Origin of the sequence: Streptomyces ochraceiscleroticus, from assembly GCF_000720485.1 — a bacterium.
GTDB classification, from domain to species: Bacteria; Actinomycetota; Actinomycetes; order Streptomycetales; family Streptomycetaceae; genus Streptomyces; species Streptomyces ochraceiscleroticus.
This window is the reverse complement of sequence record NZ_JOAX01000004.1, coordinates 205,410-228,691: the sequence shown is the minus strand read 5'-3', so window position 1 is coordinate 228,691 and position 23,282 is coordinate 205,410. Positions and strand designations below refer to the sequence as shown.

Here is a 23,282-nt window from a genome sequence, read left to right as displayed (position 1 = left end):
ATGGGCTTCGTCAAAGGTGACTTCCCGCCCGTCGACGAGGACACGTTCCTCGACCAACCCCTGCCCGAGCGCATCAAGGCACTCACCCTGCACTGGGTCGAGTACGGCTTCGGCTCGCCGCGCATGATCCACACGATCTACGTGGTGAAGATCCTGCTGCTGTACGTCGCCGCCGGAGTGGCCCTGGCCACCTGGACGTCCGGTGCCGGCCCCGCCTGGGACGTCGCCGGATGGTGGGACAACCCCCTCGTCTACCAGAAGCTCCTCCTGTGGACCGTGCTGCTCGAAGCGCTCGGCCTGGCCGGGTCCTGGGGGCCGTTGGCCGGTAAGTTCACACCGATGACCGGCGGCGTACTGTTCTGGGCGCGCCCCGGAACCATCCGGTTGCGCCCCTGGCGCCGGGTCCCGTTCACCTCCGGCGACCGGCGCACCCCGTTCGACGTCCTGCTCTATCTCGCGCTGCTCACCGTGCTCGGCCTGGCGGTCGTCCTGCCCGGCGCCGACACGGCGGCCTCACCGGACAGTGGTGCACTGGTCAGTCCCGCACTGCTGATCACCGCTGCGGCGCTGCTCGTCCTGTGCGGGCTGCGCGACAAGACGATCTTCCTCGCCGCGCGCGGCGAGCAGTACCTGCCGGCGCTCGTCTTCTTCGCCGTCCTCGACTTCACCGACATGATCATTGCGCTGAAGCTGCTGATCGCCGTCGTATGGATCGGAGCGGGCGTATCGAAGTTCGGCCGGCACTTCGCCAATGTCGTGCCCCCGATGGTGAGCAACAGCCCCTGCATCCCGTCGAAATGGTTCAAGCGGCAGCTCTACCGTGACGCGCCGCACGACATCCGCCCGTCGGGTCTTGTCGCCGGTTCCCTGGCGCACGTCGGCGGCACCTGCCTGGAGATCGTCACCCCGCTGGTGCTGCTGCTCTCCACCGACACCACGGTGACCCTCGCCGCCGTGGGTCTCATGGTGGTCTTCCACCTGTTCATCGCCTCGACGTTCCCGCTGGCCGTTCCCTTGGAATGGAACGTGCTGTTCGCCTACGCCTCGGTGTTCCTCTTCGCCGGTTTCCCCGCGCAGGACGGGTACGGTATCGGCGACATGTCTTCCCTCTGGCTGACGGGCGCGGTCATCGCCGCTCTCGCGTTTTTCCCCGTGCTCGGAAACCTCCGCCCCGACCTGGTCTCCTTCCTCCCCTCGATGCGGCAGTACGCCGGCAACTGGGCGTCGGCGTTGTGGGTGTTCGCCCCTGGGGCCGAGAGCCGCCTCGACGCGGTGCAGCGGCCCACCAGGAATCAGAAGGACCAGCTCCTCAAGCTGGGATACACGGAGAGCGCCGCCGAGATCACCCTGCAGCAGACCATCGCCTGGCGGTCGATGCACAGCCAGGGCCGGGGCCTGTTCTCCGTACTGCGCAGCCGCATCCCGGACCTGGACCGACGCGCCGTCCGCGAGGCGGAGTTCGTGTGCAACTCGCTCATCGGCTTCAACTTCGGTGACGGTCATCTGCACAACGAGGACCTGATCGCGGCGGTGCAGAGCCGGTGCGGCTTCGCCCCGGGTGAGCTGGTGGTCGTCTGGGTGGAGTCGCAGGCCATCCACAGCCGGGTCCAGCACTACAAGCTCATCGACGCGGCGCTGGGCGTGATCGAGCGCGGCATCTGGCGGGTCGCGGACGCCGTACGGGAACAGCCGTGGCTGCCGAACGGCCCGATCCCCCTCGACGTCACCTGGTCCCACCGCACGCACCGCGTTCCCCGGCTCGACGGGGACGAGGCGCACCCGGCAGGGCAGGACGCCGAGGAGCCCCCGGGCCCCGGTTCCGGTGCGAGGGCCGGCGCATGAGCACGGCAGTGGTGGTCGGCGCAGGTCCCAACGGGCTCGCAGCCGCCGTCGCCCTCGCCGACAGGGGCGTGGCGGTCACCGTGCTGGAGGCAGCGGAGGAAGTGGGCGGCGGGACCCGCTCGGGCGAGGCGATCGTTCCCGGGCTGCTGCATGACCACTGCTCCGCCGTCCACCCCATGGCGGTGGGTTCGGCCTTCCTGCGCGGCCTGGACCTCGAACGCCACGGCCTGCACTGGCGGTGGCCCGAGATCGACTGCGTACATCCGCTCGACGGACGCGACGCGGCCGTCCTGCACCGGTCCGTGGCGGAGACGGCGGCGGGCCTGGGCACCGACGGAAAGCGCTGGCGACTCGCTTTCGGCAGCAACACCGAGGCATACGAGAAGCTGGCCGCCGACATCATGGGCCCGCTGCTGCGCCTGCCGTCTCATCCGCTGCGGCTCGCCCGCTTCGGACTGCCCACCCTGCTCCCCGCCTCCGCCTTCGCACGGTTCCTGCGCACCGAAGGGGCCCGGGCGTTGTTCGGCGGGGTCGCGGCCCACGCCTTCCAGCCGCTGCACCACCCGGTGTCTTCGGCGATCGGCCTCGGCATCCTCACCGCAGGCCATCGTTACGGCTGGGCGGTCGCGGCCGGCGGCTCCCGCTCCATCGGCCAGGCCCTGGCCTCCAAGCTGCGAGAACTGGGCGGGAAGATCGAGACCGGGGTACGCGTCACCCACGCATCCCAGCTCCCCGCCACCGACCTGACCCTGTTCGACCTGGCCCCGGGCGCGGTCGCCGCCATCCTCGGCGACCGGCTGCCCGCCGCCACGGCCCGGGCCTACCGCCGCTTCCGGCACGGCCCCGGTGCCTTCAAGGTCGACTTCGCCATCGAGGGAGGCGTGCCGTGGAACCATCCCTCGGCCCGCCGGGCCGGGACGGTCCACCTGGGCGGTACCTACGCCGAGATCGCCGCCACCGAGCGGCAGACCCACGCCGGGGCGATGCCCGAGCGCCCGTTCGTCCTGGTCGGTCAGCAGTACCTCGCCGATCCGGGGCGTTCAGTGGGCGATGTCCACCCGCTGTGGACGTATGCGCATGTCCCGCACGGCTACACCGGGGACGCGAGCCAGGCGATCATCGCGCAGATCGAGCGTTTCGCGCCGGGGTTCCGCGAGCGCATCATCGGCATGGCGGTCCGCAGCACGTCCGACCTGCCGGGACACAACCCCAACTATGTGGGCGGCGACATCCTCACGGGCGCGAAGGACCCGGCCCAGCTGCTCCTGGGCCCCAGGCCCGGACGCAACCCCTACAGCACAGGAATCCCCGGAACCTTCCTGTGCTCGGCCGCCACCCCACCGGGGCCCGGGGCCCACGGCATGTGCGGGGCCAACGCAGCGGCAGCCGCCCTGCGTTACCTGCACCGCCGCCTGGGATGAGGGTCAGGGGGTGTCCGGCGGACACCCCCTGACAGATGTCGGTCAGCTGGACCGGTCTGCAAGCTGCAGCACGGATTCGGGGTGGGCTGCCTCGACGAAGGCATCCCGCGGGCGTGCCATCTCCGGCAGGCCGACGGTCTCGCGCCGCAGGAAGGTGGCGAGGGTCCAGTCGAGGAAGACGCGGAGTTTGCGGTTCATGGTCGGCATCATGGCGCCGTGGTACAGGCGGTGGAACCACCAGGCCGACCGTCCCTTGAGCCGGAACTTCCCGAACATGATCGCCACGCCCTTGTGCAGGCCGATGCTGGCGACGGCGCCAAGGTTCTTGTGCCGGTACTCCTTCTGCGGTCGGCCCCGCAGGCGGGCGATGACGTTGTCGGCGAGAACCGTGGCCTGGCGGCAGGCGTGCTGAGCGTTGGGCGGGCACCATGCTCCCTCACCGACGGCCAGGTCGGGTACCTGGGCGTTGTCCCCGGCCGACCAGACATGGTTCATGCCCTGGACCTGGAGGGTGGCGGCGGTGTCGATGTGTCCCCGCGGGCCGAGGGGGAGACCGAACGCGGAGAGGACCGGGCTCGGCTTCACACCGGCCGTCCACACGATGGTGGAGGCGGGGGTCTCGACGCCGTTCTTCAGCACTACGCACCGGTCGGTGCAGGATTTCATGGAGGTGTTGAGGTAGACCTCGACGCCTCGTTCCTCCAGCTTCTCCTTCGTCCATACGCCCAGGTCGGGACCCATCTCGGGCAGGATGCGGTGTGCGGCCTCGACGAGGACGAAGCGCATGTCGTCCCGGCTGATGTTGCGGTAGTTCTTCGCCGCGTCGCGGGCCATGTCCTCGACCTCGCCGACGGCCTCCACTCCGGCGAAGCCGCCGCCGACGAAGACGAAGGTGAGCGCCTTGCGGCGGATCTCCGGGTCCGTGGTGGAATCGGCTTTGTCGAGCTGCCAGAGCACGTGGTTGCGCAGGCTGATGGCCTCCTCGACGGTCTTCAGGCCGATGGCGTGCTCGGCCAGACCGGGGATGGGGAAGGTACGGGAAACGGAGCCGGTGGCGACGACGAGGTAGTCGAAGCCGAGCTCGTACCCGTCGCCCGCTGGGGGCATCACGGTGGCGGTCCTGCGGCTGTGGTCGACGGCGACCACGTGCCCGGTGACGACCTCGGCCCTGTTCAGGGCGGGCCGCAGGGGGGCGACGAGGTTGCGGTCGGCGACATTGCCGCCGGCGGCCTCCGGGAGGAAGGGCAGGTACGTCATGTACGAGCGCGGGTCGACGACCGTGACGGTGGCCTCCTGTCCGCGGAGCTTCTTGCCGAGGCGCATCGCCGTGTACAGGCCGACGTATCCACCGCCGACGATGAGGATCCGAGGAGGCTTGGTGGCGCCGGTGTCGGTCATGATCAGTCCTTTCCGGGAAGGGGCAGCGGGCGTAAGTGCGCCGGACCGCTGCCGGGTTGAGGGCCTCGCGTCCGCCGGAGCCGACTGCGGGGACTTGGCACCGGGGATGTGCTGAATGCCGATGCGCCGGCGGAAGACCCAGTACGTGAAAGCCTGGTAGGCCATGACGAGGGGCGTCACGATCAGTGCGACCCAGGTCATGATCCCCAGCGTGTAGGGGCTGGAGGCCGCGTTACCGGTGGTCAGGCTCCACAAGGGGCTGAGGGTGGAGGGCATCACGTCCGGGTAGAGGCCGAGGAACAGCGCGGTGAACGCCGCCGCGACACCGGTGCCGGACAGGGCGAAGGCCCAGCCCTCCCGGGCACGGGAGTTCAGCGCCAGCGCGGCGCCCAGCGCAAGACAGACGACCCAAGTAGCGGCCAGGCTACGGCCGTTGCCGTGATCGGCCTGGGTCCAGCCGAGGAAGACCAGCGCCAGAGCCAGTGCGCCCGGGCCCAGTACACGGGCCTGGTGCCGGGCCCGCCCCCGGATGCCGCCGACCGTCTTGAGCGCTGCGAACACCGCGCCGTGGAAGGTGAAGAGCACCAGAGTGAAGGTGCCGCCCAGCAGGGTGTAGGGGGTCAGGAGGTCGAGCAGGTCACCCGCGTACTCCTTGTCCGCGCCGATGGGCACGCCCCCGACAATGTTGGCGAAGACGACCCCCCAGGTGAAGGCGGGAATCAGTGAGCACCAGAAGATGGCGTGCTCCCAATTGCGCTGCCAGCGCTCCTCACTGCGCTTGTGCCGGTACTCGAACGCGACACCACGCACGATCAGGCAGACCAGGATGAGCAGGAACGGCAGGTAGAACCCGCTGAGCAGGGTGGCGTACCAGTCGGGGAAGGCCGCGAACGTGGCGCCGACCGCCGACAGCAGCCAGACCTCGTTACCGTCCCAGACCGGGCCGATGGTGTTGATCAGGACCCGCTTCTCGGGCCGGCCCCTCGCCAGGGTCTTGGTCAGGACGCCGATGCCGAAGTCGAAGCCTTCGAGGAAGAAGTAGCCGATCCACAGGAAGGCGATCAGCACGAACCAGAGGTCGTGAAGGTGCATGAGTCGAGATCTCCTTTCCGTGGGTCAGTAGGCGAAGGACAGGGGGTCGTCGGCCTCCGCGTCAGCCGCGTCCCGGGAGTTCGTCCCGCCGCGGCCCGGTGTCCACAACCGCGGGTCGCGGGTCGGCGGCTTCTCCTCGGTATCGGGCCCGGCCTTGGCGTACTTGGTCATGAGCCGGACCTCGACCACGGCGAGGACCGCGTAGAGCAGGGTGAACACGCTGAGGGAGATGAGGACGTGGGCGGTGCTGACGCCGGGCGAGACCGCGTCGGAGGTGCGCATCAGGCCGTTGACGACCCAGGGCTGGCGTCCCATCTCGGTGAAGACCCAGCCGAAGGAGTTGGCGATCAGCGGGAATCCCATGGTGAGGGTGCCGATTCGCCAGGCCCACTTGGTCAGCCGAGGCTTGAGCTCACGGTCGGCGGTGAGCATCAGACGCGGCACCTCCGTCTCGCCGGTGCGGAACTGCGGGGCCACCCAGCGCTCCTTGCGGGTGAGCCACAGCCCGGCCGCGGCGACGGCGACGGACGCCATACCGAACATGATCATCAGCCGGAATGCCCAGAACGTCATGAAGATGTTGGGCATGTAATTCTGCGGAGATCCGCCGTGGGCCTCGGCTTGCTGTTCGGCGATGTCGTTGATGCCGGGGACAGGGTCGCTGAGGTTGTTGTGGGCCAGGAGCGAGAGCACTCCGGGAATTTCCACTTCGACGCTGTTGCGTTGCTCCTCGCTGTCTCCCACGGCGAAAACAGCGAAGGGCGCGGGGGACTTGGTCTCCCACAAGGCTTCGGCGGAGGCCATCTTCATGGGCTGCTGCTCGAACATGGCCTTGCCGAGCTCGTCGCCGCTCAGCGCGGTACCCATACCGGCGATCACCGCGATGACCAGACCGGTCCGCAGCGAGGTCCGCACCACCCCGACCTGCTTGGTCCGCTTCGCATCCAGTACTTCGCCGGCGTCCTGGGCCCGCTTGGCGCGCCAGAGGTGGAAGCAGGAGACGCCGATCATGAAGGCGGCGCCGGTGAGGAAGGCCGCGGTGAGGGTGTGGGCCACCGCGACGAGCGTGGTGTGCTGGGTCAGAGCCGCCCAGATGTCGGTGAGCTCTGCCCTGCCGGTCTTCTCGTCGATCGAGTAGCCGACGGGGTGCTGCATCCAGGAGTTGGCCGCCAGGATGAAGTACGAGGACAGCATCGTGCCGAGGGAGACGATCCAGATGCAGGCGCAGTGGAGTTTCTTGGGCAGCTTGTCCCAGCCGAAGATCCACAGGCCGATGAAGGTCGACTCGAAGAAGAAGGCGATCAGCGCCTCCATCGCCAGCGGTCCGCCGAAGACGTCACCGACGAAGCGCGAGTAGTCCGACCAGTTCATGCCGAACTGGAATTCCTGGACGATGCCGGTGACCACGCCCATCGCGATGTTGATCAGGAAGAGCTTTCCCCAGAACTTCGTCGCGTGGAAGTACTTCTCCTTGGACGTGCGGACCCAGGCGGTCTCCAGCCCCGCCGTGATGGCCGCAAGGCTGATCGTGAGCGGCACGAAGAGGAAGTGGTAGACGGTGGTGACGCCGAACTGCCAGCGGGCGACGGTCTCCGGCGATATGGCGAGGTCCATCAGCCTGCTCCCCGTACGTGATTGTGAGCACATTCACGAAGTCGCGCCGAAAAAATCTCAGTCGGTTCCTCGGGAGCGGGGGCACGAAGGTCGTTCCGTACGGGGCGGCCGACCTGCTTGCGGCGCTTCTCGGTCAGAGTGGCCGCGAGCATCAGGAGGACACCGGCCGCCAGCCATGAGCCGAGAACCAGAAGGTGCGAGCCGAGTCCGGTGTTGTCGAAGTAGAGGATGCTGCGGGCGCCTTCGAGGAAACCCGCACCGTTCCAGAACGAGTGCAGCGAGGCATAGAAGTCGTTCTGCAGCTCCGGTCCCACGAGGCCGCCGGCGCTGGTGAGGTTGAGCATCACGAACAGCCCCATCAGGACCACGGGAGTCAGGTCCTTGAGGAAGGTGTGCAGACCGATGCCCACGGAGATGACACCGGCGCTGAGTGCCAGCCCCAGGGCCCAGATCGCCGCGTAGGAGCCGTCGACGACGTCGAAGACGGGTCCGGCGAGAAGGATTCCGATCGTGCTGATGCCGAGCGAGGCAGTCAGGCCGAGGCCCGCGCGCGCCCGCACGCTGACGACGTCCGTTGCCTGTTCCAGCACGAGGACGGTGATGTAGGACGCGACGCTGAGCGCGATCAGCAGGAAGAACAGGCCGCCGCCGCCCGAGTCCTCGGCGCGGAGCGGCGCGACATCGGTGACCTTCAGCGCCACTCCCTGCTTGTCGGCCACCTGGCGGAAGATGTTCTCGGTGGCGTTTGCGGTGGAGGCGGAGCCGGCCTTGGCGACCAGGAGTTCCGGCGCGGCGTCCGGGGTCTGGAGGAAGGCGCCGGCGATGTCACGGCCCATCAGACGCTCGGTGGCCTCCTGACGGTCCGCCACGGTGACGACGTCCAGGCCGTCGCCTACCTTCTTCTCCAGGCTCTGGGCCAAGGTCTGGGTCCGTGCGGGCGGCCCGACGAGGGCCACCTTCATGTCGTTGGGCTGCGGGTGGTGGAAGGCGCCGAGGTAAGTGACTCCCAGGCCCAGGCAGATGAGCAGTGGGCCGAGCAGGTGGAGCAGCTTGCGGACGGGCTTGCTGCGCCGGTGGGAGGGGTGGTCCGCGCTCGCAGCCGTGGGCGGGGTGGTGTTCGGAGTGGTCATGACTGGCCGGCTCCTTGAGGGTGAGTGAGCGTGCAGTGGCGGAGGGGCGGCATGCAGAGGGTGCTCGGTTGAGGGGAGAGCAAGCACCACCGGCCCGGCACTGTTGCCGAGGCCGGGCACGGTGGGGTCCCGTGCGACAGCCGGCCCGAACGGCCCCTCACGGTCCGGAGGGGCCGGGAGCCGCCAGGCGGATCAGGCGGCGGGCAGCCATTCCGGACGGCCGGAGCCGCGCGGAACGAGAATCTGCCGGTAGGCGCCGGGGGTGTCGGACATCTTCACCTGGTCGGTGATTCCCTGGTAGTGACCCAGCGGGGTCTCGGCGGTGAAGACTTCCGGGTCGGGGTAGGCGTGGAGATCGCCGGTGCCCGCGATCTCCTTCGCGTATCCCTGGTCGAAGATGCCCATGGACAGGATCCACAGTGCGACCCGGGACAGGGAGACGTGCACGCGGTAGCTGCCGCCGTCGACGGCGCGGCGGCGCAGCGCTTCGGCGATGCCGGCGGTCAGGAACCAGGAGACGAGGTAGTCGTTGACGACGGTGATGGGCGGCAGGGCGGGCTCGTCGCCGTCGCCTTCCAGGTGCAGCAGACCGGTGAGCGCGCCCGCGGTCTGGTCGAAGCCGAGATAGTCCTTCCACGGACCGGTCTGCCCGTTCAGGGACACCGTGGCGTAGATCAGCCCCGGGCGCCGGGCGATGGACTCCTCCTCGGACAGGTCGATGGAGTGCAGGAACCCGGGACGGCGGTTGGCGAAGAAGACGTCGGCGCCGGACTGGAGCTCGTGGATGCGGGCCAGGCCCTCCTGCGTGTACGGGTTCACCGTGGCGGAGCGCACGCCGACACTGGTCGTCAGGTAGGTGACGTCGTGCTCGAGCTCGTACGGCCGCCAGAGGTTGAGGACGTCGGCGCCGTGCAGGGCCATGGCGCGCCCTGCGCCGGCGCCGGCGATGATGTGGCCCATGCCCAGCGCGCGTACGCCGTCCAGTGGGGCGGTGGCACCGGCGGGCAGCGGCTCGGGGGCGCTGTCACCGACGCGGGTGATCTCCACCAGCGGCAGGTCGGCGAGGACGTCGGTGTACTGACGCTCCGTCAGGATCTCGCTGGGCGTACGTACCATCGGCATGACGCACCCGGCCTCCGCACCGGCCTGCTCCAGCTCCCGGGCGTTCCACTTCGAGATCGCGGCCGCGACGTGCTCGGGGACGTCACCCACACCGAGCAGCTTCTGGGCGGCGACCTTGATGTTGGGGTAGATGTTGAAGGGCATCATCCAACGGCCGTCGGCGGTGCGGTAGAAGTTGTTGGCGAGGGCCATGTTGATGATGGACGGGGTGCCGCCGGTGTAGCCGTTGAGAAGCTCCCACTTCTGCTCGTAGAAGGGGCACAGACGGTGGGGGCCCTTGCGCAGGTCCATGTGGATGTCCTGGCAGCGGCCCGTGCGGTCTTTCCACAGGGCGGCGATGGCGGCGGACTTGGCGACCATCGCGATGCCGGAGGCCGCGCCCAGACGCAGCGTGCTGGGTACCACCGGGTCGGCACCCTCGAAGGTGATCGAGCCGCCGGTGTCCTCCGGCTTCAGCCCGATGCCTGCGAGAACCTCGGCCGTTTCGGCGTGGACGTCGAACGCGTCGTCGGTGGCCGGGTTGGCGATTGCCTTGGTGATCTTCTCGGTGAGGGACATGGTCTCTTCGTTTCTCGCGTGTGCTTCGGAGGGGGATCAGGCGCGGCCGGCGGAGCCGGAGTCCGGGGTTTCGCCCAGGGCGCGCATGAGGGCGATCTGCGCGCGGTCACGGTCGGCGGCGAGTTCCTCGACGGTGCCGTCGCCGAAGGCTTCGCGTGCCTGGTCGATGAGGGTGGCGACGGTGGTGTCGTCGAAGGTGGGGTTGCCCAGGGCCGGCCACATATTGGCTTCCATGGCGCGGCCGAGGTGTTCGATGAAGTGGGGCAGGCCGCCGGGGCCGCCGCCGAGATGGAAGGTACGGAAGGGGCCTCCCACGGCCCAGCGCATGCCGATGGATGCGGTGACGATCTCGTCGAGCTCCTGCTCCGTCACCACGCCCTGGGCGACGAGGTGGACACACTCGCGGAACAGGGCGGACTGCAGGCGGTTGGCGACGAAGCCGGGCACCTCCTTGCGCAGGACCTGCGGCTTCTTGCCGAGCGCGGTGTAGAAGGCCTTGGCCTGCTCGACGGTGGCCGCCGAGGTCTTCTTTCCGGGCACGATCTCCACCAGCGGCACAAGGTGCGGCGGGTTGAAGGGATGGCCCACGATGAGGCGTTCGGGCTGCTGCATCGCCTTGGCGATGGCGGTGGCCGGGATGCTGGAGGTGGAGCTGGCCAGCAGGGCATGGGCCGGAGCGGCCCGCTCGATGGTCTGCCAGATCTGCTGCTTGAGTTCGAGGCGCTCGGGGCCGTTCTCCTGGACGATGTTGACGTCGGCGACGGCGGTGGCCAGGTCGGCTTCGAAGGTGAGCCGCTCCGTGAGGTTCTCGGTGGGCAACCCGAGTTCGGCCAGGGCCGGGGTGATCTCGTCCAGGCCGGCCAGGACGAGGTCTTCGATGTCGGCGCGGGGGTCGTTGATGACGACGTCGATGCCGCGGGCGAGGAAGAGACCGGCCCAGGAGATGCCGATCACGCCGCCGCCGATGATCGCGGCACGCCGGTAGGAGTCCAGAGCGGTGGCCTGGGCGGGCGTGGATGTGGTGTTCATGATTTCGAGGCTTTCTCGAAGAGGGCGCGCATGCTGTCAGCCGGCGAGGTAGTCGTAGACGGGCTCGACGGGGTTGAGGGTCAGGTCGGTGACGATGTGGCTGGCGCCGACGACCTCGAGCACGGGCAGGTCCGCGAGCGGTGCCATCGCGTGGGCGAAGAGCTCCAGACGGGCGGGGCCGGTGAAGGCGCTCTTGACGGTGACGTCGGTGACCTGGGTGCGGACCAGCTCACAGATGCGGGGGGTGCCGTCGTAGTGGGGGATGTTCTTGATCATGAAATTGCGGGAGCAGATCTCCGCGCGGGCCTCGTCCAGGTCCACGGCGTGGTGCTTGTAACCCATGGTGGCGGTGGCCACGCGCAGGGTTCCGTAGTCGAGCGTGCCGACCACGGTGTCCGAGTCGACGTAAAGGCTGGGAGAACCGCCCTTCTTCGGGTACGCGCTGTATTCGCGCCCACTGGAGATCGCCGGAACGCTGTCGACGTACATCGCGAGGTTGAACTCGCCCGCCTCGCCCTGGTGCTCGACGGCGATGAGCTGGCCGGCCTCGGTGTAGTCGCCCAAACCGGTGACATCGGGCATCCGCATGATCTCGAAGCGGACCAGTGGCTCGGTGACGGTCAGCGGCTCCGGGACGAGTCGGCGCAGCGTCTCGGGGTCGGTGCGGTAGTAGATGTTGAAGTACTCGCGGTTCGTGAAGCGGTACCGGGTGGGCGCGTAGGCGGGCGCGTCGACCGGGGTGGTGAAGAGCCGCGCGACATCTTGCTTGTCCATCAAGGCCTCCAGGGAGAGGGGCGGACCGCGGGCCGGTAGCTCTGCGCCGCAGGGGTCGCGCGGACCTCTCCCACATCAAATTCTTGGGGGGGACGGGCGCCACGTTCATCTGCGGAGCGCCCACGACCCAGTGGACGCCTCTCGATACCTGTCTGTCCAATATATGATGTAGTCATGATCCATATGGTTGAGGATATTCATCTGACGAAACGCCTGCTGGAGCAGTTCTTGGTGGTGGCCGACGAGAAGCACTTCGGTCGCGCCGCAGAGCGTCTCTTCATGAGCCAGCCGCCGCTCAGCCAGTCGATTCAGCGCCTGGAGCGGGGGCTCGGGGTGCGACTGTTCGAGCGGGGTCCGGGAGGGGTCTCCCTGACCGCGGCGGGTGAGGTGTTCGCCGTGGACGCCCAGCGGCTCCTCGACACCCAGTCCGCGGCCATCGAACGGGTCCGGCGGGTAGCCAGCGGCCTGGACGGAGACGTCCGGGTGGGATACGTGAGCATCCTCAGTCATCACTACCTGCCCGGACTCCTGCGGTCGGCGGCTGAGGAACTGCCGGGGCTGCGAGTGCACCTGCACCAGGATTCGTCGGCCGCCGTCGCCGAGATGGTGCGCTCAGGCATGCTGGACCTGGGGTTCCTCCGTGACCCGTCGCCCCTGTCGGCCGAGCTCGTCACCCACGACTTCGCCGTCGAGCGCCTCGCCGCGGCCCTGCCGCACGATCATCCGCTGGCCGGAGCCGACGAGATCGGCTTGGACGATCTACGGGACGAGGACTTCGTCCTTCCCGACGCCGCGGCCCTTCCGGCTCTCGCTCAGCAGGTCCAACTCGCCTGCCGCGACGCCGGGTTCACGCCCCGCGGCCGCGCGGTGGCCGACGATCTCACCGGCCTGTTCAGCTATGTCGCGTCCGGGCTGTGCGTCAGCCTCCTCCCTGAAGGCCTGCGCGACTTCCCCATCCCCGGAGTTGCCTTTGCCGCACTGCGAGGGGCCTCACGCTTCCTGGAGACCACCGTGGTCGGCGTACATCGACCGGAAGCGGACGCGGCCGTACTGCGGCTACTGGAACTGATCGATCGCTTGACGCCTGCTTGAACCTCTCCCCAGAGACTCCCCGAGAGCTCTGGGGGAGCGCCCTCGCCCAGCCTGTAGCGGAAACAGCACCAGGGGAGTAGGTCTCGGCGGCCGGGACCGGGGTCAGTCGCTGTCCAGGGCGGCCACCAGGCTGGCCGCCGTCACAGTGCTGAAGACGAAGGCGATGACCGCGTTGGCTGCCACAGTTCGTCGCCTCTCTGTTGAGGCCACCGTTACGTCCGTTGCTCCGAATGTCGTCATGACGGAGAGCGCGAAGTACACGTAGTCGGCCCAGGTCGCCCTCTCCCCGCCGGGAAAGTCCAGCGCCTGCTCGTGCTGGCCACCACGAGCGCGGCCGCCGCGATGAAGAGGTAAACACCGGGCCCGGGTGCGGTGCCGAGGACGTACCGCTGGATCAGTGTGCCGTGCGCCTCGTGCGCCCATCCGCGAATCCTTGCGGGTGAGGCGGTCGAGAATGCGGTCAATGTGACGGCGAGATAGGTGAACAGGTCGGCGGACAGCGCCAGCACGCCCACGTCAGCCCCCGAGAGGAGAGCCGAAGTGTTGTCGCGTACGCGGACGAGGACGAGAACCGCCGCGGTGCAGGCCGCCATGAGCGTGCTCACCGCGGCCCGCCGGCGTTCGGAGAGCCAGGAATGCACCACGGAGCTCCTCTGAATGTATGCACCATCGTCCTGACGCGGCAGAAATGCGGTATTTATCTACTAAAGGGTATGAAAGGTGCGGGCCTGTGGCACGTGACCTGCCGATCTCTCAGCCGCGCAGCGCGGAAGTGAAGATTCGCGGCATCGCGGACCAGCGAAGGCACGGATCACGGTCTGTCCGAGTACAGCTGGACCAAGGCGGGAGAGGTGCTTGAGGGCAGCCTGTCCGCCATGGAGCGCGCGGGACGGGCCGGTGTGCAGATGGTCTTCGGTTCGGACCTGCTCGACGACATGGAACGGCACCAGAGCCACGAGTTCCGACTGCGTGCCCAGGTGCAGAAGCCGGCCGACATCGTGCGCGCGGCGACGTCCACGGCCGCTCGGCTCCTGCGCCAGGAAGGGCGTCTGGGTACCACGGCCCAGGGTGCCCACGCGGACCTGCTGGTGCTCGGCAACGGCCCCCTGGCCGACATCGTCGTGCTGGCCGAGCCGGAGAAGCACCTGCGTCAGATCGTCCAGGCCGGACGCGTATTGCCCAGCGCCGACTAGGGCCGGGCAGTACCGCGGATCTTCCCCCGGCGACCGCTCTTGACCGGCTGTGGTGTGCGGCCGGTCAGGGCTGGTCGTCCATCAGGTCCAGCTCGTTCCAGGCGTGTTCCACGCGCCCCACCGACCGCAGACGGTCAGGGGAGGCGCCCAGTTCCGCCACGATGGCCTGGACGGCCGAGACCATGGCGGTCAGCGACGGGGTGGAGTGCAGACCCTCGATCGGAGTCACGACCAGGTGGTCGGCGTCTTCCGCGAGGGGAGAGGAGTGCAGGTCGGTCAGTACACACACCGTCGCCCCTTGCTCGCGGGCGAGACGGGTGAGCCCGCGTAGGGCCCGGGTGAGGCGCCACACGTTGATGGCGATGACACAGTCACCGGCCTGTAGATGGCTCAGCCGCGCAGCCTGCACGGTGGGCGCGCCGAGGGCGAGCTGGATGTCGTAGCCCATGATGGTTCCCAGGTGCCCCAGGATGTGGGCGGGGGCTGCGGCGGTGCCGGATCCGACCACCAGGGTGCGGCGCGCGGAACGGACGGCCTCGGCGACGCGGCGGATCGCCTCGACGGATTCCGCTGCCATGAGTGTCTGCACATTGGCGGCGTCTCGTTGCAGCATGCGGGCGGCGGCGTCCTGGGCGGTGTTCGGCGCACTGCCGACCCCGGTCAGGCCGTCGAGGTACAGATCGCGCAGGCCCTCTCGCAGCGCCGGCCATCCGTCGAAGCCGAGCTGCTGGCAGGTGCGTACGACGGTGGAGGTGTTGGCCCCGGCGCGCTCGGCGACTTCACGCGCCGAGGCATAGCTCGCGAAGTGCGGCTCGCGAACCAGTACCCGGACCACCCGCTCCGCCTGCGGGCCCAGGGCCGCATAACCCTCCTGGTTGCGCAGCCAGGTCTCGATCACGGACACGGGCAACTCCTCGGCCACGGGGCACGCTCGTTCACGGGCGGCCCGACACGGTATGGGCGACGTCGAACAACTGGCTGTGCACCGCGTCCGGCGAGCTGAAGAAGCGTGCCATGCCCGCCGCCAGCTCGGCCCGGCGGGGTGACTGCTGCCACGCGGTGTACGCGGCAATGTCGGGCCATGCTGCGGTAACGACCAGTGTCTGTGAATCCTCGCTGGTCAGGATGTGTGAATCAAGCGCGCCGGAGGCCTCGAGGATCGCGTGGTGGCGGTAGAAGGCGAGGAGTTCGCCGGCCATGCCGGGCACGGGACGCAGGGTGAGTACCGAAATCTTCATGCATCAACTATTGCATAGCCTTGATGTATGCATCTAACGTTGCGCCGCATCGAGTGCCGGACCCCGTTCGTGGAGGCGCAGTGAACCCTTCCCAACCGTCAACAGCAGCACCAGCACTGAACGGCGCGGACCTGCTGCGCCGGCTCGACCGGCTGGAGCCCTCATCGGCACACCGCCGCCTGATGTTCCAGGGCGGCCTCGGCTACACCTTTGACTCCTTCGACGGCGCGCTGATGGGTTACGCCCTGTCCGCGGTCATCGCCCTGTGGAGCATCGACGCCGGACCGGCAGGCTGGCTGCTGTCCTCGCTCTACTTCGGCTATCTCATCGGCGCCCTCGGGGCCGGGGTGCTCGCCGACCGGTTCGGCCGACGACGCCTGATGATGTTCGCGCTACTGATCTTCTCCGTCTTCAGCCTGCTGATGGCCACCGCGACCAACCCGACCCAACTCTTCATCTGGCGGGCCCTGTCAGGCATCGGAGTGGGCGCCGAGAGCGTGCTCGTCGCGCCCTACATCTCGGAGTTCCTGCCCGCCCGCTACCGCGGCCGGTTCGTCGCCCGCACGGTGGGCTTCCTCTCCTTCGGCTACATCCTGGCCGGTGTCGTTGCGGCCGTCGTTGTTGGCCCGCACGCCGAGACCGGATGGCGGATCGCCGCACTGATCACCGCACTGCCCGTGGTCCTCCTCCTGTGGTGGCGCAAGAGCCTTCCGGAGTCACCGCGCTACCTCATCTCCCGCGGACGTCTCGCCGAGGCCGAACAGGTGGTCCGCCGGTTCGAAAGTGCCGCCCCCGCACCGCAGAGCGCTCACGCCGGCGCCACCCGGCCCCAGCAGGCACCGCAGGACGACAGCGGGGAGCCCGCCGCGGCCGGCCCACAGGCATCGAGCGCGCCGGAACCGGCGAAGCGGCCGACCGTCGCCCAGCTGGCAGCGCTCTTCGGGCCCGGACTGGCCCGCCGGACACTCGTCCTGTGGCTGATCTGGTTCACCCTCACCGGCGTCAACTACGGCTTCGCCAGCTGGCTGCCCACCCTGCTGGTCACCGCGAAGGGCTTCACCATCACCAAGTCCTTCCTGTACGGACTGGTGACCGCCCTCGCCCAAGTACCCGGCTACTACATCGCCGCAGCCCTCATCGACCGCCTCGAACGCAAGTGGGTCATCGCCCTCTACGCCACCGGCGCCACCCTCTCCGCCCTCCTGGTCGCACTCACCGGCAACGAGGTGCTGCTCCTGGTCGGCGCCGCCTGCCTCGCCGCCTTCATCAACGGCTCCGCCGCGGCCTACTACGTCTACACCTCGGAGCTGTACCCCACCGCCATCCGCACCACCGGAATGGGCGCCGCCTCCGCGGTCGGACGGTGCGGCGCCATCCTCTCGCCCATCGCCATCGGCTATTTCTACAGCGTGGTCGGCTTCAGCAAGGTGTTCCTCGGCCTCGTCGGCCTGCTCGCCGTCGCCGTCGCCGTCGTCACCGTGTTCGGCGAGAAGACAGCCGGACACAGCCTGGAACACATCGAAAGTAGGACCGCATGAACCGCCTGCTCATCACCAACGCACACCTGCTGCACCCGGAAACCGCTGAGCTCACCGACACCTCATGGCTGGAGGTCGCAGACGGTCGGATCACGGCCACCGACACTGGCCGTGCCCCCAAGCCGTCGGACGGCGTCCGGCACATCGACGCCGCGGGCGCCACCGTCATGCCCGGACTCATCGACGCGCACGTCCATCTCCTGCTGAGCACTCTCGACCGCCAGGAATCCGCCTCCTGGACGCCCGGCTACGCCACGGTCCGTGCTCTCGCCGAAGCCGGCCGCATGCTGCGCCGCGGATTCACCACCGTCCGCGACGTCGGCGGTGCCGATCACGGAATGGCCCGAGCCATCGAGGAAGGGCTCGCCCCAGGGCCCCGCCTGATCTACGGCGGCAAGGCGCTGTCGCAGACCGGCGGCCACGGAGACCTCCGCCCGCTCGGCGACGACACGCTGCCCTGCTGCCAGGCCCGCCCCGCCTTCTCCCGCATCGCCGACGGCGTCGACGCCGTCAAGGCCGCCGCCCGCGACGAGTTCCGTAAGGGCGCCGCCCACCTGAAGATGCTCCTCAGCGGCGGCGTCGCCTCGCCCCACGACGAAGTCTCCGAAGTCCAGTACACCGACGAAGAGATGAGCGCCGCCGTCACCGAGGCCAAGAACCACAACCGGTACGTGACCGTGCACGCCTACCATCCCCGCGGCGTCAACCGCGCCCTGCGAGCCGGCGTGCGCTGCGTCGAACACGGCAACTTGATCGACGATGAGACCATCAGCCTCTTGCTGGAAAACGACGCCTACCTCGTCCCCACCTTGGTCACCTACGACCAGATGGCCAAGCTCGGCCAGGTGATGGGCATGGCAGAGGCGTCTTACCGGAAGATCGCAGACGTCCACGAGGACGGCCTCGTGGCCCTCGAACGCGCCCACACCGCAGGCGTCAACCTCGTCTACGGAAGCGACTTGCTCGGCCCCATGCAAACCGCCCAACTCGAAGAGTTCACCCTGCGCGCAGAAGTCCAGCCGGCCGCCGACATCGTACGGGCGGCGACGAGCACCGCTGCCCGCCTGCTCAACCTGGAATCCCAGATCGGCACCTTGGCCATCGGCGCCAGTGCGGATCTCCTCATCGTCGACGGCAACCCGCTTGAGAACATCAGCGTCCTCACACGCCCGCAGGACAATCTCCGATACGTCATCAAGGGCGGCACCGTCATCTGATGGTGGTGGTGGCGGTCTCCGTGCGGATTGGGCACACATTCCGTGAGGACGATCACCGGTTGTCCGGGTCGGTGATGTTCGCTACGGATGTCGAATAGCGGTCAGGAGACGCCATTTCGGAGCAGCGAAAGCCGGGCACGGCCGAACAACTGACCCACGGCAATGCCGCCCGCGGCGACGGCAGCCGTTCCCAAAGCGATGAGTGATGAGGCAGGTGGCGAGCCGAGGAAGGCTTCGTGGATGTCGTCGCGTCGATCACCACCCGATGATCGCGCCAGCGACCACGCCGCCTCGGCGTCCGGTCCGGCAGCAACGGCTTGATCCGCGCCCACTGCTCGTCGGTTACTGAGGTTGAACTCGTGGTGTCGTAGGGGCTTACGTCTCGCCGTGTTCAGGTGTCCAGGTCGTCCACGAGCCGCTTGGCGAGCAGTTCGGAAGAGGCGGGGTTCTGTCCGGTGTAGAGATTGCGGTCGACTTCCATGAACGGGCGCAGGGGCAGGCGTCCCTTGCGGTAGTCGGCGCCACTTTCGCGCAGGCGGTCTTCCAGGAGCCAAATCGCCTTGCGTCCGAAGCTGTTGAACTTCTCCTCCAGGTTGGACAGGCCCGTCATCCGGTATCCGGCGAACGGCCACGAGCCGTCCTCGTTCTTCGCCGCGAACGTGGCGGCCGGTGCGTGGCACAGCAACGCCAGCGGCTTGCCGGAGTGCAGTACGCGGGTGAGCAGTGCTCCCGAGACCGGGTCGACGGCGAGGTCCTCCATCGGTCCGTGCCCGCCCGGGTAGAAGACCAGGTCGTATGCGTCCGGGGCGATCTCCTCCAGGGGTCTGGGGTTGTTCAGCTCGCCCTGGATGGAGTCGAGGTACCGGGCGACCTCGCGCAGTTTGGACGGCAGGCCGGCGGTGCGGGACATGCTGAGGCGGTCCAGCGTGGGAACCTTTCCGCCCGGCGTCGCGATCGTGATCTCCCACCCTGCGCGGGTGAAGATCTTGTGCGGCATGGCCAGTTCCTCGCCCCAGTAGCCCGAGGGGTGCACTTCTCCGTCCTTCAGCGTCCAGCGGTCGGCTGCGGACACGACGAAAAGGACTCTGGTCATCTCTGTCTCCGTTGTGTGGCAGGGCTCCCCCCTTCGTAAGGGCTCAGCGAGCGCCGGCCGCTTTGAGGACTTTCTGTGCGCTGGTCAGGAGCGCGGCCCAGGCGTCGGGCGAGATGCGGGCCGGCGGGGTGAAGCCCTGGAGGCGCTGGTGGGCGACGGTTTGCGGCTCGGTGTATTTGAGGATGCCGTCGGCTCCGTGGCGTCGGCCGAGTCCTGAGTCGCCCATGCCGCCCATCGGTGCGTCGATGCTGCCCCAGGCTGCGGCGAAGGCTTCGTTGACGTTGACGGTGCCGGCGTGGATGCGGGCAGCGACTGCCCGGCCTCGGGCTCCGTTGCGGGTCCAGACGCTGGCGTTGAGGCCGTACGGGGTGGCGTTGGCCCGCGCGATCGCCTCGTCGACGTCGTCGAAGGGGTAGAGGGAGACGACGGGGCCGAAGGTCTCGTGTTCGTACAGCGTCATGTCGGGGGTGACGTCGGTGAGGATGGTCGGTGCGTAGAACAGCGGGCCCAGGTCGGGGCGGGCCGTGCCGCCGGCCAGGACGGTCGCGCCCTTGGTGACGGCGTCGTCGACGTGTGCGGTGACGGTGTCCAGTTGGGAGGAGGTGGTGAGGGAGCCGACGTCGATGCTGTAGTCGTAGGCGGCGCCCATCGTGAGCCGCTTGGTGCGGGCGACGAAAGCTGCGATGAACTCGTCGCGGAGGGACTCGGCCACGTACAGGCGCTCGATGGAGACGCAGAGCTGGCCCGCGGAGGGGAAGCATGCGGCGATGGCGCCGTCGGCCGCACGGTCAATGTCGGCGTCGTCAAGGACGATCATGGCGTTCTTGCCGCCGAGTTCGAGGGAGGCGCCGATGAGGCGTTCCCCCGCGTCGCGCGCGATCCGGCGTCCGGTGGCGGTGGAGCCGGTGAACATCATGTAGTCGGCGCCTGCCATCAGCGCGTCGCCGATGGAGCTGCCGCGGCCGATCACCATCTGCCATATGCCGGCGGGCAGTCCGGCCTCGTGCATCAGGTCCAGTGCCCACAGTGCGGTGAGTGCGGTCTGGGTGTCGGGCTTCTGAACGACCGCGTTGCCGGCCATGAGCGCGGGAATGGCGTCGCCGGCGGCCATGCTCAGGGGGTAGTTCCACGGGGAGACGATGGCGACGACGCCTTTGGGGTGGCGCAGTTCGGTGGTGTGGGTAAGCACCGGGACTGCACCGCGGCGGCGCTTGGGAGCCAGGTACCTGGCGGCGCTGCGCGCGTAGTAGCGGGAGGTGATCGCGGTGTCGATCACCTCGAGGGAGGCGTCGCGGCGGGTCTTGCCGCTCTCGGCCTGCATCAGGTCCAGCACCTCGTCCCGGCGGGTGAGTACGAGGTCGTGGAAGCGCAGCATGATCTTCTTGCGCTCGTTCAGCGGGGTGGCTGCCCAGGCCCGTTGGGCGGCGCGGGCACGCGCGAACGCGTCCTCGACGTCAGCAGGCGTCGAGACGGGAAGGTCGGCCAGCGGGGCGCCGGTGTAGGGGGCGTGGGTGGTGACCCGTACGGCATCGGCCGGGGCCGCAATGCGCTCCGCCAGCCGGTGTATTCGGCCCGGGGTCAGTGATGCGGGCAGGCCGGTACCGCGGGCGGCGACGGGCGGAGCGGCGTGATCGGTGACCATGGCAGGGCTCCTTGTCACTGGTTCCCGCTGGGGACCGAGGTGGGGACGGGCATGTGCAGGGCGGCCTGGCCCTCGGTCATGACGTCGAGCTGCACCGTCCTGGTCGGCTTGAGCGAGCGCAGGTCGTCGGCCATGCGGCCCCGCCCGAGCTGGAGATCGATGCCGCGGGGGAAGCGCACGGTGCCCGCCGCGAGCATGTTGGTCTGGTTGAGGATGGAGTGCCAGGCGCCGTTGATCGACGTGTACGAGGTGAGACTCGAGACACGCTCGCCGCTCGCATGCACGGTCTGGGCGGGTGTGGGCACCGAGAGGGACAGGTCGGTCCCGCCGTCGCCGTTGGCCACACGTGCCGTCGTCCGGCCGGCGTCGATGTCCACATCGAGCTCGGTGACCCACTTGGGGAAGCCGTAACCGTCGTGGCCGCGAACCTGTGCGATCTCGCTGCTGACCGGCAGGGAGAGCACATAGGAATCGAGGTGCTCGTTCTTGAGGGCGGTCACGAGGTCGAAGAATCCGAGGCCGCCGTGCCGGGCGGGTTTCACGGCGATGCCAACGGCGGCTTCGGTGTAGAAGTCGATGTCGCACACGTCGTAGCGGAAGAACATCGCCGAGATCAGGCCGAGTCCGGGTGCGACCTCCAGTGGGGCCAGCTCCCGGGGCAGGCGGCTCCGGATCGCGCGGGTGCGGGCAAGCATCGTGAGCCGGGCGGTCGAGATGCGGTAGTAGAAGTTCGGAGTGAGCGTGGCCCCGATCGGAGAGTCGACCTCGGTCTTGGGCAGCCGGCGGAAGAAATCCACGCCACTGACGCGGGGATCGTCGGCGACTTCGTCCAGGTCGGTGTTCATCCGGTACCGGTCGTACAGGCCGCCCTTGGGGACCGTGACCGTATGGCCGCCCAGGTCGACTTTCACCGTGTCCTGCGGAGTTGACGACATCAGTATCGCTCCTCACTTAAATGTTAGCGGTGCTTACATCAGCCTAGTCGGCAATGTAAGCACCGTCAACACTGTGGGGTGGGAGTGTCTCAGGTGGTGTGCAGAGCCGAGGTGAGAGCATCGACGGCGAGTTTGCGGGCGACGTTGGCGGCACGGGTGTCGCGCAGGCTGTCCAGCAGGAGGAAGTCGTGAACCATGCCGGCCACGCGCACCGAGGTCACGTCCACGCCGGCTTCCCGCAGCCGGTTGGCGTACTGCTCGCCCTCGTCGCGCAGCACGTCCGCCTCGTCGGTGATGACGAGGTGGTTGGCAGTCCCCGCAGTTGCTCCAGGGGGGCCTGGAGTGGGGAGGCGTACATCTCGGCGCGCTGGGCGGGTTCGGTGGTGTAGGCGTCCCGGAACCACTTCATGCCCTCGCGGGTGAGGTAGTAGCCCTCGGCGAACTGCAGATAGGACGGGGTGTTGAAGTCGGCGTTGGTGACCGGATAGAGCAGGACCTGGGTCTTGAGGTCGATCCCGCCGCGCTCCTTGTTCATCAGCGCGAACACCGCGGACATGCAGCCGCCGACGGACTCGCCGGTGACGGCGATGCGTGAGGTGTCCAGGCCGTGCTCCGCGCCGTGCGCCAGGACCCATTGGCCCACGGCGTAGTTCTGTTCCACCTGGGTGGGGTACTTCGCCTCCGGCGCCCGGTCGTAGACGGGGAAGGCGCCTGCGGCGCCCGCCCCGACGGCGAGTTCGCGGAAGAGGCGGTCGTGGGTCTTGTCGTCGCCGAAGACCCAGCCGGCGCCGTGGATATAGAAGACCACTGGCAGCGGCCCGCTCGCCCCCTTGGGGCGGATGATGCGGGTGGGGACCGTTCCCCACTGCCCGGCATCCACGTCGACCCACTCCTCGTCGACGTCCGGGCGGGGCGCGCTGGTGTCGCTCTGGAGGTCCAGGAGGATCTGGCGCCCCTTCTCCGGGGGGACCTCGTAGATCCGCGGATGCGGGTCGGTCGCCTCGGCCAGCTCCTTCGCGGCGGGTTCGAAGTAGGGGGCGATGGGTGGCGGCATCTCGGTCATGACTGCTCCCTGTCCCGGGTACGTGCTCTGCCGTTCCGCACATCCGGCGCCTACCAGGCAGAACGGCGCATACCCCCCACTCATCGTCGCGCCTCACCCGCGATGCGCAACCTGTCGCGGGACTCTCACGGGCACCGGTCGGGTCTCGCCGCGGGGCCGGACCGGCCGCAGCCCGCGGGCACGCGCCTCCCGGCCCGGCGTTGCGGCGCTGGGCGCGCTGACAAGGGCGCGTGGCCAGGCGGCGGCCCGGGCTGCGCTGCACGCTGGGGCGTCGCCCCGTGGGGCCGTCAC

Annotated in this window: 19 protein-coding genes and 3 pseudogenes; 6 read left to right on the top strand and 16 right to left on the bottom strand. The window is 68.7% G+C overall.

All coding sequences use genetic code 11. The features are described from left to right. Complete coding sequence (locus IG84_RS0106850; RefSeq protein WP_078648654.1) at window positions 1-1,842, top strand: DUF3556 domain-containing protein; 1,842 nt, start codon at window positions 1-3, stop codon at window positions 1,840-1,842. After that, window positions 1,839-3,263 carry a phytoene desaturase family protein gene (locus tag IG84_RS0106845; protein WP_031052531.1) on the top strand — a complete coding sequence of 475 codons (1,425 nt, stop codon included), beginning with the start codon at window positions 1,839-1,841 and terminating at the stop codon, window positions 3,261-3,263. Before IG84_RS0106850 ends, IG84_RS0106845 begins: the two co-directional genes overlap by 4 nt. A 42-nt stretch (window positions 3,264-3,305) precedes the next feature. Here IG84_RS0106845 and IG84_RS41500 read toward each other — a convergent pair whose 3' ends face one another. The 7 genes and pseudogenes from IG84_RS41500 to IG84_RS0106815 form a co-directional block, all read right to left on the bottom strand. After that, window positions 3,306-4,661 carry an NAD(P)/FAD-dependent oxidoreductase gene (locus IG84_RS41500; RefSeq protein WP_031052528.1) on the bottom strand — a complete coding sequence of 452 codons (1,356 nt, stop codon included), beginning with the start codon at window positions 4,659-4,661 and terminating at the stop codon, window positions 3,306-3,308. 144 nt (window positions 4,662-4,805) lie between these two features. Beyond that, a pseudogene (gene cydB, locus IG84_RS41495) lies at window positions 4,806-5,753 on the bottom strand (cytochrome d ubiquinol oxidase subunit II); the annotation flags it as partial. Window positions 5,754-5,777: 24 nt separating this feature from the next. Then, entirely contained in the window at window positions 5,778-7,367 is a 1,590-nt protein-coding gene (locus tag IG84_RS0106835) for a cytochrome ubiquinol oxidase subunit I (RefSeq protein ID WP_031052525.1), read from the bottom strand. Next, window positions 7,367-8,497, bottom strand: coding sequence for a hypothetical protein (locus tag IG84_RS0106830; RefSeq protein WP_051861457.1), 1,131 nt, complete (start codon window positions 8,495-8,497; stop codon window positions 7,367-7,369). The genes IG84_RS0106835 and IG84_RS0106830 overlap by 1 nt, the downstream gene beginning before the upstream one ends. Window positions 8,498-8,689: 192 nt before the next feature. Beyond that, window positions 8,690-10,177, bottom strand: coding sequence for a CoA transferase (locus IG84_RS0106825; protein WP_031052519.1), 1,488 nt, complete (start codon window positions 10,175-10,177; stop codon window positions 8,690-8,692). A gap of 36 nt (window positions 10,178-10,213) precedes the next feature. Beyond that, complete coding sequence (locus IG84_RS0106820) at window positions 10,214-11,206, bottom strand: 3-hydroxyacyl-CoA dehydrogenase family protein (RefSeq protein ID WP_031052517.1); 993 nt, start codon at window positions 11,204-11,206, stop codon at window positions 10,214-10,216. A gap of 36 nt (window positions 11,207-11,242) precedes the next feature. Further along, entirely contained in the window at window positions 11,243-11,980 is a 738-nt protein-coding gene (locus tag IG84_RS0106815; protein ID WP_031052515.1) for an acetoacetate decarboxylase, read from the bottom strand. A gap of 174 nt (window positions 11,981-12,154) precedes the next feature. Between IG84_RS0106815 and IG84_RS0106810 the strand changes: the two genes are divergently transcribed. Next, window positions 12,155-13,072, top strand: coding sequence for a LysR family transcriptional regulator (locus tag IG84_RS0106810; protein ID WP_245659244.1), 918 nt, complete (start codon window positions 12,155-12,157; stop codon window positions 13,070-13,072). A gap of 102 nt (window positions 13,073-13,174) precedes the next feature. Here IG84_RS0106810 and IG84_RS37715 read toward each other — a convergent pair. Beyond that, window positions 13,175-13,665 (bottom strand): annotated as a pseudogene (locus tag IG84_RS37715) (DUF1345 domain-containing protein). Window positions 13,666-13,923: 258 nt separating this feature from the next. Here IG84_RS37715 and IG84_RS0106800 point away from each other — a divergent pair. Continuing rightward, on the top strand, window positions 13,924-14,265 hold the full coding sequence (locus IG84_RS0106800; protein WP_211266422.1) for an amidohydrolase family protein: 342 nt from the start codon (window positions 13,924-13,926) through the stop codon (window positions 14,263-14,265). A 64-nt stretch (window positions 14,266-14,329) separates the two neighbouring features. Here IG84_RS0106800 and IG84_RS0106795 read toward each other — a convergent pair whose 3' ends face one another. Continuing rightward, the gene (locus IG84_RS0106795; RefSeq protein WP_211266421.1) at window positions 14,330-15,169 is read right to left on the bottom strand and encodes a MurR/RpiR family transcriptional regulator; all 840 of its coding nucleotides are present in this window, start codon (window positions 15,167-15,169) and stop codon (window positions 14,330-14,332) included. A 31-nt stretch (window positions 15,170-15,200) separates the two neighbouring features. After that, complete coding sequence (locus tag IG84_RS0106790) at window positions 15,201-15,503, bottom strand: putative quinol monooxygenase (RefSeq protein ID WP_078648652.1); 303 nt, start codon at window positions 15,501-15,503, stop codon at window positions 15,201-15,203. Window positions 15,504-15,583: 80 nt separating this feature from the next. Here IG84_RS0106790 and IG84_RS0106785 point away from each other — a divergent pair, with 80 nt between their 5' ends. Next, window positions 15,584-17,041, top strand: a complete 1,458-nt coding sequence (locus IG84_RS0106785; RefSeq protein ID WP_157848833.1) for an MFS transporter — start codon at window positions 15,584-15,586, stop codon at window positions 17,039-17,041. Further along, the gene (locus tag IG84_RS0106780) at window positions 17,038-18,258 is read left to right on the top strand and encodes a metal-dependent hydrolase family protein (protein ID WP_031052498.1); all 1,221 of its coding nucleotides are present in this window, start codon (window positions 17,038-17,040) and stop codon (window positions 18,256-18,258) included. Before IG84_RS0106785 ends, IG84_RS0106780 begins: the two co-directional genes overlap by 4 nt. A 101-nt stretch (window positions 18,259-18,359) precedes the next feature. Here IG84_RS0106780 and IG84_RS40485 read toward each other — a convergent pair whose 3' ends face one another. The 6 genes and pseudogenes from IG84_RS40485 to IG84_RS37710 all read right to left on the bottom strand — a co-directional run. Then, window positions 18,360-18,590, bottom strand: coding sequence for a hypothetical protein (locus IG84_RS40485; protein ID WP_157848832.1), 231 nt, complete (start codon window positions 18,588-18,590; stop codon window positions 18,360-18,362). Window positions 18,591-18,649: 59 nt separating this feature from the next. Next, entirely contained in the window at window positions 18,650-19,351 is a 702-nt protein-coding gene (locus IG84_RS0106775) for a type 1 glutamine amidotransferase domain-containing protein (protein ID WP_031052496.1), read from the bottom strand. A gap of 43 nt (window positions 19,352-19,394) precedes the next feature. Further along, window positions 19,395-20,993 (bottom strand): succinic semialdehyde dehydrogenase, encoded by a 1,599-nt coding sequence (locus IG84_RS0106770; protein ID WP_031052493.1) that lies wholly within the window; start codon window positions 20,991-20,993, stop codon window positions 19,395-19,397. A gap of 14 nt (window positions 20,994-21,007) precedes the next feature. Then, window positions 21,008-21,928, bottom strand: coding sequence for an acetoacetate decarboxylase family protein (locus tag IG84_RS0106765; protein ID WP_031052490.1), 921 nt, complete (start codon window positions 21,926-21,928; stop codon window positions 21,008-21,010). 89 nt (window positions 21,929-22,017) lie between these two features. Then, complete coding sequence (locus IG84_RS42885; RefSeq protein ID WP_425424018.1) at window positions 22,018-22,155, bottom strand: hypothetical protein; 138 nt, start codon at window positions 22,153-22,155, stop codon at window positions 22,018-22,020. Window positions 22,156-22,167: 12 nt separating this feature from the next. Then, a pseudogene (locus tag IG84_RS37710) lies at window positions 22,168-22,982 on the bottom strand (alpha/beta hydrolase); the annotation flags it as partial. Window positions 22,983-23,282 lie beyond the last annotated feature (300 nt).